Annotated in this window: 13 protein-coding genes; 6 read left to right on the forward strand and 7 right to left on the reverse strand. The window is 58.7% G+C overall.

Annotated features, from left to right (window positions below):
* Positions 1 to 4: 4 nt before the first annotated feature.
* The gene (locus AC2FIO_RS07290) at positions 5 to 1,471 is read right to left on the reverse strand and encodes a leucyl aminopeptidase (RefSeq protein WP_496696636.1); all 1,467 of its coding nucleotides are present in this window, start codon (positions 1,469 to 1,471) and stop codon (positions 5 to 7) included.
* 240 nt (positions 1,472 to 1,711) lie between these two features.
* Between AC2FIO_RS07290 and lptG the strand changes: the two genes are divergently transcribed.
* The 5 genes from lptG to rsmA all read left to right on the forward strand — a co-directional run bounded on the left by lptG (position 1,712) and on the right by rsmA (position 8,107).
* Positions 1,712 to 2,812, forward strand: coding sequence for an LPS export ABC transporter permease LptG (gene lptG / locus AC2FIO_RS07295; RefSeq protein ID WP_058277603.1), 1,101 nt, complete (start codon positions 1,712 to 1,714; stop codon positions 2,810 to 2,812).
* On the forward strand, positions 2,812 to 4,974 hold the full coding sequence (locus AC2FIO_RS07300; RefSeq protein ID WP_496696639.1) for an LPS-assembly protein LptD: 2,163 nt from the start codon (positions 2,812 to 2,814) through the stop codon (positions 4,972 to 4,974). Before lptG ends, AC2FIO_RS07300 begins: the two co-directional genes overlap by 1 nt.
* Positions 4,965 to 6,218, forward strand: a complete 1,254-nt coding sequence (locus AC2FIO_RS07305; RefSeq protein WP_058271850.1) for a peptidylprolyl isomerase — start codon at positions 4,965 to 4,967, stop codon at positions 6,216 to 6,218. The genes AC2FIO_RS07300 and AC2FIO_RS07305 overlap by 10 nt, the downstream gene beginning before the upstream one ends.
* Positions 6,215 to 7,180: a 4-hydroxythreonine-4-phosphate dehydrogenase PdxA gene (gene pdxA, locus AC2FIO_RS07310; protein ID WP_496696641.1), complete on the forward strand. Its 966-nt coding sequence runs from the start codon at positions 6,215 to 6,217 to the stop codon at positions 7,178 to 7,180. Before AC2FIO_RS07305 ends, pdxA begins: the two co-directional genes overlap by 4 nt.
* Before the next feature lie 84 nt (positions 7,181 to 7,264).
* Positions 7,265 to 8,107 (forward strand): 16S rRNA (adenine(1518)-N(6)/adenine(1519)-N(6))-dimethyltransferase RsmA, encoded by an 843-nt coding sequence (rsmA, locus tag AC2FIO_RS07315; RefSeq protein ID WP_496696643.1) that lies wholly within the window; start codon positions 7,265 to 7,267, stop codon positions 8,105 to 8,107.
* Between the two features lie 649 nt (positions 8,108 to 8,756).
* Here rsmA and AC2FIO_RS07320 read toward each other — a convergent pair.
* The 3 genes from AC2FIO_RS07320 to prfA all read right to left on the reverse strand — a co-directional run bounded on the left by AC2FIO_RS07320 (position 8,757) and on the right by prfA (position 11,488).
* The gene (locus tag AC2FIO_RS07320; protein ID WP_108858419.1) at positions 8,757 to 9,353 is read right to left on the reverse strand and encodes a DUF4167 domain-containing protein; all 597 of its coding nucleotides are present in this window, start codon (positions 9,351 to 9,353) and stop codon (positions 8,757 to 8,759) included.
* Between the two features lie 237 nt (positions 9,354 to 9,590).
* Positions 9,591 to 10,436, reverse strand: a complete 846-nt coding sequence (gene prmC, locus AC2FIO_RS07325) for a peptide chain release factor N(5)-glutamine methyltransferase (RefSeq protein ID WP_282168162.1) — start codon at positions 10,434 to 10,436, stop codon at positions 9,591 to 9,593.
* Positions 10,433 to 11,488: a peptide chain release factor 1 gene (gene prfA, locus AC2FIO_RS07330; RefSeq protein ID WP_496696645.1), complete on the reverse strand. Its 1,056-nt coding sequence runs from the start codon at positions 11,486 to 11,488 to the stop codon at positions 10,433 to 10,435. The genes prmC and prfA overlap by 4 nt, the downstream gene beginning before the upstream one ends.
* Positions 11,489 to 11,551: 63 nt before the next feature.
* Here prfA and AC2FIO_RS07335 point away from each other — a divergent pair, with 63 nt between their 5' ends.
* The gene (locus AC2FIO_RS07335) at positions 11,552 to 11,839 is read left to right on the forward strand and encodes a hypothetical protein (protein ID WP_109311700.1); all 288 of its coding nucleotides are present in this window, start codon (positions 11,552 to 11,554) and stop codon (positions 11,837 to 11,839) included.
* Here the strand turns inward: AC2FIO_RS07335 and AC2FIO_RS07340 are convergent.
* From AC2FIO_RS07340 to speB (AC2FIO_RS07350), 3 genes are all read right to left on the reverse strand, one after another.
* Positions 11,780 to 12,187 carry a DUF1499 domain-containing protein gene (locus AC2FIO_RS07340; RefSeq protein WP_496696647.1) on the reverse strand — a complete coding sequence of 136 codons (408 nt, stop codon included), beginning with the start codon at positions 12,185 to 12,187 and terminating at the stop codon, positions 11,780 to 11,782. The genes AC2FIO_RS07335 and AC2FIO_RS07340 overlap by 60 nt on opposite strands.
* 63 nt (positions 12,188 to 12,250) lie before the next feature.
* Entirely contained in the window at positions 12,251 to 13,198 is a 948-nt protein-coding gene (gene speB, locus AC2FIO_RS07345; RefSeq protein ID WP_109311698.1) for an agmatinase, read from the reverse strand.
* Positions 13,199 to 13,260: 62 nt separating this feature from the next.
* Entirely contained in the window at positions 13,261 to 14,229 is a 969-nt protein-coding gene (speB, locus tag AC2FIO_RS07350) for an agmatinase (RefSeq protein WP_282118253.1), read from the reverse strand.
* Between the last annotated feature and the right edge of the window lie 8 nt (positions 14,230 to 14,237).

Raw genomic sequence — 14,237 nt, forward strand, 5'->3', positions numbered from 1 at the left:
CGGCTTACTCGAAGTTGTCCTGAACGAAACGGCTCAGCGCGCGTACGCCCCAGCCGGTTGCGCCCTTCGGGGCGTAGGATGTCTCGGACGAGACCGAAGCCACACCGGCAATATCCAGGTGAATCCACGGCATATCTTCCTTTACGAACCGCTGCAGGAACTGCGCCGCCGTGATCGAACCCGCCGGGCGCCCGCCCACGTTCTTCATGTCGGCAATCCGCGACTTCAGCTGCTTGTCATAGGCTTCGCCCAACGGCATGCGCCATGCGCCTTCGTCCTCGGCCCCTGCCGCCTTCAGGAAGGCATTGCAGAACGTGTCATTGTTCGAAAATACGCCCGCGTTCTCATGCCCGAGGCCGATAATAATCGCTCCGGTCAGGGTGGCCAGATCGACCATGCCCACAGGCTTGAACCGTTCTTGCGCGTACCACATCACGTCACACAGAACCAAACGGCCCTCGGCGTCGGTGTTGATGATCTCGACCGTGTCGCCCTTCATGGATTTGACCACATCACCCGGACGGGTGGCGTTGCCCGAAGGCATGTTTTCTACCAATCCGACCAAGCTGACAACGTTGGCCTTGGCCTTGCGCTTGGCCAGCGCGCGCATGGTACCTGCCACTACGCCAGCGCCGCCCATGTCCATGGTCATGTCTTCCATACCACCCGCAGGTTTCAGCGAAATACCACCGGTGTCGAACACCACACCCTTACCGACCAAAGCCAGCGGCGCGTCATCTTTGTCGCCGCCATTCCATTGCATCACCACAACCTTCGAAGGGCTGACCGACCCCTGCCCGACGCTTAGCAGCGTACGCATGCCCAGCTCGGCCAGTTTGTCTTCTTCCAGCACTTCGACCTCAAGCCCCAGTGCCTTCATCTCGTCCAGCCGGTCGGCGAATTCGGTGGTGGTCAGGATATTCGCAGGCTCGTTGGTCAAATCGCGGGTCATACGGACACCGTCGGCGACCGCGTAGAGCGGTGCAAACGCAGCCTCGATCTCATCTGCCTTCTGGTGGGTTATGATGACCGAACCGGCCTCATCAGACTCCTTAGTCTTGTGCGCATCAAAATCATAGCTGCGCAGCGCGATGCCCATGGCCAGATCCTCGGCTTTGACCTGATTGCCCGACATCACCAGCAGGTCCTTGCTGCCCGCCAGCTTGGCCAGCGCGGCACCGGCCTTGCGGGCCTCGACGGGTTCGGGGCGGCGCGGCAGGACCAGAACGTCCAGCGCCTCGGCTGCCATGCCGGATGGCCACGCCATCGAGATCACGTCACCGGTTTTCACCTTTTCGAACCGCTCGCTTTCGACCAGCCGTGTCACAGCCCCGCGGGTCAGGCGGTTGGCGCGACGGGCGGCAGGGTTCATTTTGCCGTCGGACGGGATGATAATGGCCACGCGCCCTTCGGCCTGCGCCATCGCATCCATGTCGGGGTCCTGGAAACGGATCGGTACAAGACTGCTCATTGCGAACTCCTCAAAATCAGTTCCCCAAGACCTAGCCCGCGCCGCGCGGCTTGACCAGATAGCAGTTTTCCCCGGCCCGCATTTGGACTACAGTCCCGGAAAAAATCCGACAGGCTCGGGGGAGAAGGTTTTGGCAAGACAGAGCAGGCATAGGCCGTCGCGCACAATTGCGTGTAGCGGTGATTCTGGTCTGCACCCGACCAAAGGCTGTTTGTGCGTCTTTTCGGCAGGAGTTCCTTCGTGATCCTCGACCGCTACTTCGCCCGCCGATTCATTCAAAGTTTCCTGGTCATCGGCAGCATTTTCCTGACGCTGATGATTCTGATCGACCTGATCGAACAGGTGCGCCGCTTTGACGATGCAAACCTGTCCTTCGGTCAGCTGTTGCAATTGACGTTGCTGAATACGCCTGCCGCGATCAGCGAAATGCTGCCGCTGCTGGTCATCCTGTCCACGATCGCGTTATTTATCGGTCTGGCACGCAGCTCGGAATTGGTCGTGACCCGCGCCACCGGCCGATCAGGCATTCGCGCCCTGTTGGCCCCAGTGGTGATCGCCCTGATCATCGGCGCACTGGCGGTTGGCATGTTGAACCCCATCGCAGCCGCCACGTCGGAAGAGTACAAACAGCTTGCCGAATCCTACAAAAACAACGGCGGATCAACGCTGTCGATCAGTGCAGATGGTCTTTGGTTGCGGCAGGGTTCGGCCAATGGCCAATCCGTGATCCACGCCCAGGACACATCTAACGGCGACAGGTTCACCCTTAATCAGGTGACGATCATTACTTTTGCCCCGGATGGCACACCAACCCAGCAGATCGTAGCCGACCAAGCGGATCTGGAGAACGGTACGTGGGTCCTGACCAATGCCAAGATTTGGGCGCTGGAAGGCGGTGTGAATCCAGAAACCCACGCCACTGAACACGCGCGGCTTGAGGTTCCCACATCGCTGACACGCCAACGGATTCTGGACACGCTTGGCGATCAGGATTCCGTATCGGTCTATGACCTGCCGGAACTGATCCGCGACCTGCGCGAAGCCGGGTTTTCGACCAAGCAATATGAGGTCTGGTTGCAGGTCCAACTGGCCCGCCCCTTGTTTCTGATGTCGATGGTCCTGATCGGCGCGGCCTTCACCATGCGCCACGTGCGATTTGGCGGCACCGGGATCGCGGTTTTAACCGCCGTCCTGCTGGGATTTGGTATCTACTTCATTCGCAACTTTGCCCAAATTCTGGGGGAAAACGGTCAATTGCCTATCTTAGTCGCGGCCTGGGCCCCGCCCTTCGCAGCCATTCTTCTGTCCCTCGGCCTTTTGCTGCATGCGGAGGACGGCTGATGCGGCTTATTGCCAGTTTGTTTCTGTCCGGTGCAGTCGCACTGACCATGCCCGTGGGCGCATTCGCGCAATCTCAACCCGCTGCCGGTGCCGCGCAGGGTGCCACGCAAGAGGATCAGCCTGCCCTCCTGGTGGCCGACCGGATCTTTATCACACCCGAGCGTAATCTGGTGGCCGAAGGGAATGTCGAAGCCTTTCAGGGCGACACCAAGGTCACGGCCACGCGCATCACTTATGACCGCGAAACCGGCAATCTGTCGCTGGAAGGCCCGGTCCGCATCGATCAGGGCGGCGAAACCACGTTGCTGGCTGATTCCGCCGAACTGGATGACGGGATCATGAACGGTCTGCTGATCGGAGCCCGCATGGTGTTCGATCAGCAGGTTCAGATCGCCTCGGTCCAGGCTGCGCGCGCTGGGGGGCGTTACACACAGTTCAGCAAGGTCTCCGCCACGTCCTGCCATGTCTGCGCCAATGGCAAACCGCCGCTGTGGCAAATCCGCGCCCGCAAGGTCACGCATGACCAGTTGGAACGCCAATTGTATTTCGAAGGGGCACAGTTCCGGATACTGGATTTCCCGGTTTTCTACTTCCCCTATCTGCGCCTGCCCGACCCGACACTGGACCGCGCAACAGGATTCCTTGTCCCGTCGATTCGCACCACATCGCAGCTGGGAACCGGCGTGCAGGTGCCGTATTTCTTTAAGCTTGGCGACCACAAGGACCTGACGCTGACCCCCTATATCTCGGGAAAAACAAGAACACTGGGCTATCGCTATCGCCAGACATTCAAACGCGGCCGGATTGAGCTGAACGGCGCTTTCACCCGCGACGACCTACAAGAAAATGAGGATCGGGGCTATCTCTTTGCCAACGGTTATTTCTTCCTGAACAACGACTTCCGCCTTTTGTTTGATGTGAAGACAACTTCGGATAACGCTTATCTCGCGGATTATGGCCTGCCCGATTTTGACCGGTTGCGCAGCGAAATCGCGCTTGAGCGGATCAAACGCGATACCGCCTTCCGCACCAGTTTCATCCATTACAAATCCCTGCGAGACAGCGAAAATGAGGAAGTGATCCCATCGCGGATCTTCGACCTGTATTTCCAGAAACGCTACTTCCCAACCTCTGTCGGCGGTGAAGTTCGCTTGGGCTTTGTGGCCCACAATCACACACGCACCAGCGATCAGGATATCGTTGGCCGCGATGTCGCGCGTGCCACGTTCGATGCGGACTGGATGCGCAGCTGGATTTTCGCATCGGGCCTCAGGGCTGATGCCCGGTTCGGGACATCGGTGGATATCTTTAACATCCGAGATGACAGCCAATTCCCTGACCAGGTGACCCGTGCGGCCCCCCGCGCCGCGCTCACGCTGCGTTATCCTATGACCCGTCGGGAAAAGTCAGGCGCCACGCAGGTGCTTGAACCCATCGCGCAAGTCGGTTGGACGAACGTGACAGATCAGGACGTTCCCAATGACGAAAGCACCTTTCAGGAATTCGACCAGGGGAACTTGTTGTCCCTGTCACGCTTTCCGGCCCCGGATCGCCGCGAAGATGGCGCGACGGCGGTGTTCGGGGTCAATTGGGCGCGCTATGCCGCAAATGGCTGGCGCGCGCTTGCCACTGTCGGACAGGTCTTCCGCTCGACTGCTGACCCCAACTTCAACCTGACGTCAGGCCTTCAGGGCACCGCCTCTGACGTGTTGCTAGCCGGTCAGTTGCAAACCGCCAATGGCTGGTCTTTGGCGGGTCGCGGCCTGTTGAATGGTGATTTCAGCTTTGCCAAGGCTGAGGTGCGCGCAGGCTGGAACAAGCCAAATGTCGGCCTAACCGGCAGCTATGTGTGGCAAGAAAAAGATCCGGCAGAAAATGCGAATGACGAGATATCCGAGATCTGGATGAATGGCCGCTACCTTGTTGACCAGAACTGGCTGACACAGGCCTATGCGCGCTATGACCTCAGCGAATCCGAACCGATCCGATATGGGCTGGGCGTTACCTACCAGAATGAGTGTGTAAAAGTTAACATGACCGTCAGCAGGCGATTTACCTCATCATCAAGTATTGAGCCTTCGACAGAATTCGGGTTTACCGTTGCCCTGACAGGTTACTCCGTCGAGGGTGGCGGCCAACAGTACAAGAGAAGATGCAGTTGATTTCACGTTTCTCGCGAATAGTCCGTTCCGGTTGGTTAAAGCCGGTTGCACCGGCACTGGCTGCCGCTTTGCTGGCCCTGTCCACTGGTCACAGCCAGGCTCAGAGCCTGTTTTCACCTGCGATCAAGGTCAACCAGGACATTGTCACTTGGTACGAACTTCAGCAGCGCCAGCAATTCCTGACTGTTCTGGGTGCCCCTGGCGCCACCGAGGACGAAGTCCGCGACTCGCTGATCGACGAACGACTGCGCAAACAGGCCATGCGCGACGCAGGAATCGAGGTCGCACCTGAAGACATTCAGGTGGGCATTGATGAGTTTGCAGCCCGTGGCCGTCTTTCGACCGATGAGTTCCTGCAATTGCTGGGCGAATCTGGCGTTTCCCCCGAAACCGTGCGGGATTTCGTCGCTGATCAGCTGTCGTGGCGCGACTACGTCAGTTCTCGCTTTCTGTCGCAGGCCAGGCCGAGCGAAGACGAGATCAACCGGGCTTTGGGACAGGCCGGGAGTGGCGGGCTTCAAGTCCTGATGTCGGAAATCATTATTCCGGTCACGCCGCAGACCTTGGCCCAAGCCGAATTGCTAGCCGAAGAGATCGCACTGCTTGAAGGTTTCGATGCGTTTTCCTCTGCCGCCACACAGTATTCTGCAGCTGGCACACGCGATGACGGCGGGCGTTTGGAATGGCTTAACCTGACCGACTTGCCGCCTGCCCTGCAACCCGTGATTCTAGGTCTCAAAACGGGCGACATCACACAGCCCTTGTCGTTGCCCAACGCGATCGCCTTGTTCCAACTGCGCGGATTGCGCGAAGTAAGCACCAGCGCGCCGCGTTACTCCAAGATCGACTACGCGATTTACAACATGGCCGGCGGTCGCAGTGCCGAAACCCTGGCCAAGGCCGCCAAGCTGCGCGAACAGATTGATAACTGCGACGACCTCTATGGCATCGCCAAGGATCAACCTGCCGGGGTACTGCAACGTGTTGAAGCCAGCCCGTCCGAGATCCCCCGCGACGTGGCGCTTGAGCTGTCCAAGCTGGACCTGAACGAAGTTTCCACGACGCTGACGGGAAACAATGGCCAGACTCTGAAGTTCCTGATGCTGTGTACACGCACATTGGACCGGGGCGAAGACACGACGCGCGTGGATGTGGCCAACGCCCTGACGCAACAGCGCCTGCAGGCCTTTGCCGAAAGCCTGGTTGAACAGCTCCGCGCCGACGCGACGATCATCGAGCAATGACCGCGCCCATCGCGCTTAGCTGTGGCGATCCCGCTGGAATAGGCCCTGAAATCGCCGCCAAAGCCTGGTCAAAACTGCGCGCGAGCTGCCCGTTTTTCTATATCGGCGACGCGGCGCATCTGCCGGTAGGCACGCCTACGCAGCGGATCAGCGATCCGGCACAGGCCAATGATATCTGCGCGAATGCCGTGCCTGTTCTGCAATTGAGCTTTCCCGCCACAAACGCAGCAGGCCAACCGGACCCGTCCAATGCGCCCAGTGTGATCGACGCAATCGAAACCGGTGTTTCCCTGGTTCAATCCGGTGCCGCATCGGCGCTGTGCACTGCACCGATCCACAAAAAGGCCCTGATCGACGGGGCCGAGTTCGCCTATCCCGGTCATACCGAATTTCTAGCCGCTCTGGCCGGGCGCAAGCGCGTCGTGATGATGTTGGCCAGCGAGCAGCTTCGCGTGGTGCCTGCAACGATTCACATTCCGCTGTCGCGCGTCCCGTCCGAGCTCACCCCCGATCTGCTGCGCGAAACCATCGCCATTACTGCTGAAGGCCTGCGCAGACAGTTTGGTGTCCCCCATCCCCGCATCGCCATTGCAGGCCTCAACCCGCATGCGGGCGAAGGCGGTAAAATGGGGCATGAAGAACTGGACTGGATCGCCCCTCTGATATCTGATTTGCCGGGCGATACCTGCACGGTTACCGGCCCACACCCGGCGGACACGATGTTCCACGCTGCCGCCCGCGCCCGATATGACGCCGCAATTGCCATGTATCACGATCAGGCGCTGATCCCGATCAAGACACTCGACTTCGACCGTGGCGTGAACGTGACTCTCGGCCTGCCTTTCATTCGCACCTCGCCCGATCACGGCACCGCACTGGATATCGCCGGACGGGGGATAGCCAACCCCACCAGCCTGATCGAGGCGCTGAAACTAGCCCAACGGATGGCACAAAGCGCTTGATCCTTCACTTGGCTGAAAATATCCCCGCCGGAGGCAAAAAATAACTGGCGTTCCCCCCCGGACACGCGCCACGGTAATCGGATCATGAGTTCAATCGACACCCTTCCCCCTCTACGCGAGGTTATCGCGACACATCAGCTCTCGGCGCGTAAATCGCTGGGGCAAAACTTTCTGCTGGATCTCAACCTGACGGCCAAGATCGCGCGGCAGGCAGGGGATCTTACGGAATGCGACGTGCTGGAAATCGGCCCCGGCCCCGGTGGTCTGACCCGAGGTCTGTTGTCCGAAGGTGCGCGCAAGGTCGTTGCGGTCGAAAAAGACACCCGCTGTATCGCTGCCTTGAATGACATCGCTGCTGCTTATCCGGGTCGTCTTGAGGTCATCAACGGCGACGCACTGGAAATCGATCCTCTGGCGCATCTGACCCCACCTATCCGCATCGCGGCGAACCTGCCGTATAACGTAGGCACCGAATTACTGGTGCGCTGGCTGACCCCGCCCGAATGGCCGCCGTTCTGGCAAAGCCTAACGCTGATGTTCCAACGCGAAGTCGCCGAACGCATCGTTGCCCAACCCGGGGGCAAAGCCTATGGCCGCCTTGCGATCCTTGCCCAATGGCGGGCCGAGGCGCGCATCGCCATGTCCCTGCCCCCCGGGGCTTTTACGCCGCCACCAAAGGTCTCAAGCGCGGTTGTGCACCTGACGGCGCTGCCCGAACCGCGCTATCCGGCGGATGCCCGGGTTCTGTCGCGTGTCGTGGCCGCAGCTTTCAACCAGCGCCGCAAGATGCTGCGCGCATCGCTAAAAGGCGTGGCGCCGGATATCGAGGACCGCCTGCTCGCGGCTGGGATTCAACCAACAGAGCGCGCCGAACAAGTCCCGCTGGAAGCTTTCTGTGCATTGGCTAGAAACATCAGAAATTCATAAGATTTCTGGTCTCAATGAATCTTCAGCTTTATCATGTTCACAGGCGGGGATATTTACAAAAGAGTTAATCTCAAATCGCAGGAAAATCAGTTGAAGGTTTTAGTGACACTTTTGACGATTCTATTCGTCCAAGTGCCGTTGTCAGGCCACGCGGCTCAAATAAAACTACGTTGTACATATGAACCAGACCGTCAGGGTTGGATTCCCAATGAAGCGTTCTACGAAATAGACACCTCATCTAGATCAGCATCGGCATATGATGGATTGATACACCATGTCCACGGCGCGCCTCTTGGCACGAAGTATGCTGAAAGGAGGGACGGTCGATATAGGCTCAAATGGAAGTTGAAGCTGCCTACTAAAGTAACGCGAAGCCTCGACAACAGCGTGTATAGAAAATACGAGACTTACCGCACGATCACATACTCAGTTTTCATTGATCTAGACGCAAAGTCAGCCCAATTGAAAACAAGTTTGGGTAGGCCGGCAGAAGGCAATGGGCCTTGTCAAATTATTGAATAATCCGACCGCTGCCTGAGCGACTATCAAAGTTAGACACCAACAGAATTTGGTATCAAAACAAACAAAAGAAAGAGCCCTACATATTTTCACATGTAGGGCTCTTTTCGATTAAATCATGGACCAAGTTTTACTCAGCCGCTTCCGGTGCATCGCCGTTGCTTGTCGGCGCGTCCTCTGCCCCCTCTGGCGCGGGCTTTGGCTTGCGCGTACGCGGACGACGCGGTGCTTTTTCTTTTTTTGCCGGTGCTTCGGTGGCCGCCGCCGCAGCAGCATCCTTGCTCTCCGGGGTCTCAACCAAACCGGATTCCGGGGTAGCTGCCTCGGGTGTGAAATCCATCACGTCCGGTTGCGGCGCTTCGGCCGGGTCCGACTGACGGGCGGCAGCTTCGCGCTCCTGGCGCTCGGCGCGTTCGCGATCCCGCTCAGCCTGACGCTCGCGGTTCTGGCGGTCTTGCTCTTCGCGGCGCGCTTCCATTTCGCGCTGTGCCTCACTCAGCAGGCGCAAATAGTGTTCTGCGTGCTGCTGAAAGTTCTCAGCTGCCACACGGTCATTGGACAGTTGGGCGTCGCGCGCCAACTGATTATATTTGTCGATAATCTGCTGGGGCGTACCGCGCACCTTGCCTTCGGGACCCGAGCTGTCAAAAACCCGGTTTACGACATTGCCCCCAGAAGGACGGTTGCGGTTATTCTTGACCCGAGAGCGGGATTTGGAAGATCTCATTTACTTTACGTCAGCCTTGTCATTCGCTGTCGATCATCTCGCATCCTGCACTGCTCAAAAGCTTAGCTGTGACGCGATGTCGACTATTTTGGGCTTGGCGTCCGGGGCCCGCTGAACCAGCGTCAGCCCTCCGACTGGTGTTGAGTAAACACGTCCTGTGCGTACAGACAAGGGGGTTGTCCAAAAATTCGCAGCTTTTTTACATTAATCGGCGTATTTCGGCCTCAGGTTGCCGCATTAAAGCGGCATTTTGGCAAAAACGACGCGATCGCGGCCGTCTAGATCGGGAACGATCCGTGTGGCTGTCAGGCCTGCCGACTCGAACAATGCTGCGACACTGCGCCCCTGTGTCGGCCCGATTTCCACCAGCAGACGGCCGCCCGGCAGTAGGAAATCCGGTGCGCCTGCCGCGATGCGACGGTAAGCGCCCAGCCCGTCCCCTTCGTCCGTCAACGCCAGTCGCGGCTCGTGCTCGCGCACTTCTGGTGAAAGGTCGTCCATTTCCGTCAAAGAAATATAGGGGGGATTCGAAACGATCAGATCAAACTGGCCGTCAATATTCTGAAACCAGTCAGATTGGAGGATTTCCACCCGACCCTGTACCTGGTGCTGCACTGCATTTGCGCTGGCCTGCAGACAGGCGGCCTCGCTCAGGTCCGCACCCACGCCCGAGGCACTGGCCCGTTCAGCCAGCAACGTGATCAAGATACAGCCTGAGCCGACACCCAGATCCAGTACATGATCGAACGGGTCGCTGAGCGCGGCTTCGATCAGCGCTTCGGTTTCCGGCCGTGGGTCCAGCACATCGCGGCTGACGCGGAAGCGTCGGCCATAAAACTCGCGCTCGCCCAACAGGTGCGACACCGGAACACGCACCGCACGCAGCGAGATCAACTGATCATAGCGCTCTGCAATCTCTGGTGACAGCTCTTCGGGCGCGATCAGAGTGACCCGGCTGGCTTCGATCCGTGCCGCGTGGGCCAAAAGAACCCGGGCGTCTCGCGCCGGGTCGGCCACACCCGCCGCCCGCAGTCGCGCCGTGGCCGAAACCATCGCCTGTGCTGCTGTCAGCGCCGCAATCATTGCGCCATATCCGCCAATAGTCGCGCCTGATCATCAGCGGTCAGTGCATCTATCACCTCGTCCAGATCGCCCTGCATCACCTGATCCAGCTTATAAAGCGTCAGGTTGATGCGGTGGTCTGTCATGCGGCCTTGCGGGAAATTGTAGGTTCTGATCCGCTCGGACCGATCCCCCGACCCCACCTGGCTCGCACGATCGGCCGACCGTTCACTGTCGATCCGCTGACGCTCCTGATCATAGAGCCGGGTTTTCAGCACCTGCATCGCAATCTCGCGGTTGCGGTGTTGCGATTTCTCCGAGCTTGTCACAACGATCCCCGTCGGCAGGTGGGTAATCCGAACCGCCGAGTCGGTTGTGTTCACGTGCTGCCCCCCCGCGCCTGAACTGCGCATGGTGTCGATGCGAATATCATTGGCGTCGATCTGGATATCCACATCCTCGGCCTCGGGCAAAACCGCGACCGTCGCAGCCGAGGTGTGAATGCGTCCGCCACTTTCGGTTTCGGGCACACGTTGCACCCGGTGCACGCCGGATTCGTATTTCATCCGGGCAAACACGTTCTCGCCCTTGATGTGGGCGACGACCTCTTTGATCCCACCCAGATCCGAGGCCTGTTCTTCGATGACCTCAAACTTCCATCCCCGCGCTTCGGAATAGCGCTGGTACATGCGCAGAAGGTCCCCGGCGAACAGCGCGGCCTCATCTCCGCCAGTTCCGGGGCGGATTTCCAGCATCGCCGGACGCGCATCCGCCGCATCACGGGGCAACAACGCAAGCTGCAAGGCGTGTTCGGATTCGGGGATGCGGGTCTTCAATGCCGGAATTTCTTCTTCCGCCAGTTCTTTCATGTCCGGGTCGGCCAGCATCGCCTCGGCCTCGGCCAGATCGGCGACCAGCTGACGCCACGCCATGATCTGATCCACAACCGGTTTGAGGTCGGAATATTCTTTGGCCAAGGCCGCAATATCCCCACCCGAGGCACCATCTGCCATGGCCGCTTCGAGGTACTGGAATCGCTGGGTTATCTGTTCAAGTCGTTCTTCGGGGATCATCCGGGCGGTGTCTATCAATCCGGCCCTTTGGTCAAGGCCCCTCACTATGCTAGGCTAATGCACATGAAACGGTTGATACTTGTTTGTACACTGCTCGTAACGCCCGCCCTGGCTGACGTGGTCGGCCCCGGCGGCAAGGTTCAGGACTGCTATTGCACCGATAAATCGGGAACCCGCGTCGAACTGGGCGAGATGATCTGCCTCCAGGTCGATGGCCGCATGTTCATGGCGCAATGCCAGATGTCTCTGAACGTACCGATGTGGCGCGAGGTTCAGGAGGGGTGCTTGTCCTCAGGGCTGCAACAGAGCAAGCCACTCATCAACACGAGCGCGGTTTACCCCAAAATCTGACCGCCCAAACCTGAGACGAGCATAGATGCGAAGCGTGTCTCCGTCCTGCTGCACTGTCGTGTAGTCCGGAAAGCCGATCACTTTCGTACGCGTGATGTAGGTAATTATCCCTTCATCAACAGACCCGGCCAGAACTGACGTTCGGTCTGAAACGCGCGCGAACGCATCCAGCCGCAGCAGGCCATCCGGTCCCGTTTCGACCACACGGACGACACCTCCATCAAGATCACGGTCCTGATCACCTATCGGTGCCACATGCCATTTTGCCGGGTCTGATGGTGCAAAACGAATGTATGCTCCAAGCAAAATTACCAGAACAACAATCAGCCACAGCGCCATTTTTTTCATCCCCGGACCAGCCCTTTCGCCGACCATATTCGGATCGCTTTGGCAGACAAGGTGCGAACTCTTTTACCGTGACGTCACGCCTGGCAATATGCACAGCAGTTCGAACAACAAGTTCGCTGCAGTCAGCGCCGTGTTGCCTGACGGATCGTATGGCGGCGACACCTCGACCAGATCGCATCCGACCACTTTCACACCCGAAAGCGCATGAATCAGCTGCAACGCTTGCGGCGTGGTCAGCCCTCCGATTTCAGGTGTTCCGGTGCCGGGGGCGTAAGCCGGGTCCAGACTGTCGATGTCATAGGTGATGTAGACCGGGTGGTCGCCGATCGTTTTGCGGATTTGTGAGCCGATCTCAGTCAGGTTCTGCTGCCACAGCTCCCACGCCGGGAATTGGCGAAAGCCCCAGTCCTGCGCCTCAGTAAAGTCGCTGGCCGCGTAACCCGAACCGCGAATGCCGATCTGAAAGGTCTTGTCCGGGACGATCAGCTTTTCTTCATAGGCGCGGCGAAAGACAGTACCGTGCGTTTCACGCTCGCCGAACATCTCTTCATTCACGTCGGCATGAGCATCCACATGCACCAGCGCGACCGGACCATGCTTGGCCGCAATAGCGCGCAAAATCGGCAGCGTGATCGAATGATCGCCGCCCATCGCAACGGGAATCACCGCCTGATCGAGTATTGAATCGTAGCTTTCCTTGATGATCTTCAGGCTGTCGGCCAGCGAGAACGTATTGATCGCCAGATCCCCGATATCCGCGATCTGCAGGCTGTCGAACGGAGCGGCCGAATTGGCCATATTATAGGGCCGGATCATCGCGCTTTCGCTGCGGATCTGTTTTGGCCCAAACCGCGTGCCGGACCGCCACGAGGTGCCAATATCCATCGGGATGCCCAGCACGGCCACATCCAGACCGGCCAGCGAGTCAGCCTGCGGCAACCGCATGAACGTGTTCGGCCCGGAAAACCGCGCCAGATCATTGCCGCTGATCGGTTGGTTAAAGTCTGTCATGCCCGTATTTCTCCCGTCCGGCTTTTGGTTAATCAGATACCGGAAAGATGGCTAACCAAAGGTTAATCCTGCACTAACTTGTTCCACCCCAGCAGGCAAATGATCTGAGTTGCCACGTGAGCACCGGCAATGGCCGTGGCACCTGACGTGTCATATGGCGGTGAGACCTCGACCACATCCCCGCCTTTGATATTTATCCCGGCGATATCGCGCAGGATGATCTGCGCCTGAATGGAACTCAGACCACCCCAAACGGGCGTGCCGGTGCCGGGGGCAAAGGCCGGGTCCAGGCCGTCGATGTCAAAGCTCAGATAGACCGGGCTGTCGCCCAAAATACCTTTGATCTTTTTCGCCACGGCGGCGGGGCCGGATTCGTAGACTTCTCGCGCGTCGATGATGTTGACGCCCAATGTGTCCTCGTTCGTGGTACGGATACCGACCTGAACCGAGCGTTTCGGGTCCACGATGCCGGATTTCACCGCCTTGTAGAACATCGTCCCGTGATCCACGCGGGACATGTCGTCATCGGCCCAAGTGTCGGTATGCGCATCGAATTGCAGCAGAGACATCGGCCCGTGTTTCTCGGCATAGGCCTTGAGGATCGGGAAGCTGATATAGTGGTCCCCGCCTAACGTGACCGAAGACACATCAGCGGCCAAAATAGTGCGGATGTGGTCGGTCAACGTATCGGGAAAGGCCGGGATATTGGCATAATCATAGGCCATGTCGCCATAATCCACGATCGCCAGCTCGCTGAGCGCATCGAACGGCCAGCCGTAGGGCGCATCCGGCGATTGCAGCGCGCTGGCCTCACGTATGGCACGCGGTCCAAGACGGGTACCCGGACGGTTCGTCACCGCTTGATCAAAGGGCACACCTGTGACTGCGATATCCACGCCTTTCAGGTCCTTAGTGTAAAGGCGACGCAGGAACGAGGTCGCGCCGCCAAAGGTGTTCTCGTAGGACAGTCCCTTGAGATCAGGATTGGTGAATGCCTCGTCCACCTGGTTCTTTGCGTCTTCCAGTGCCATGTCTTTCC

The organism is Ruegeria sp. CDSB086 (genome assembly GCF_059611065.1).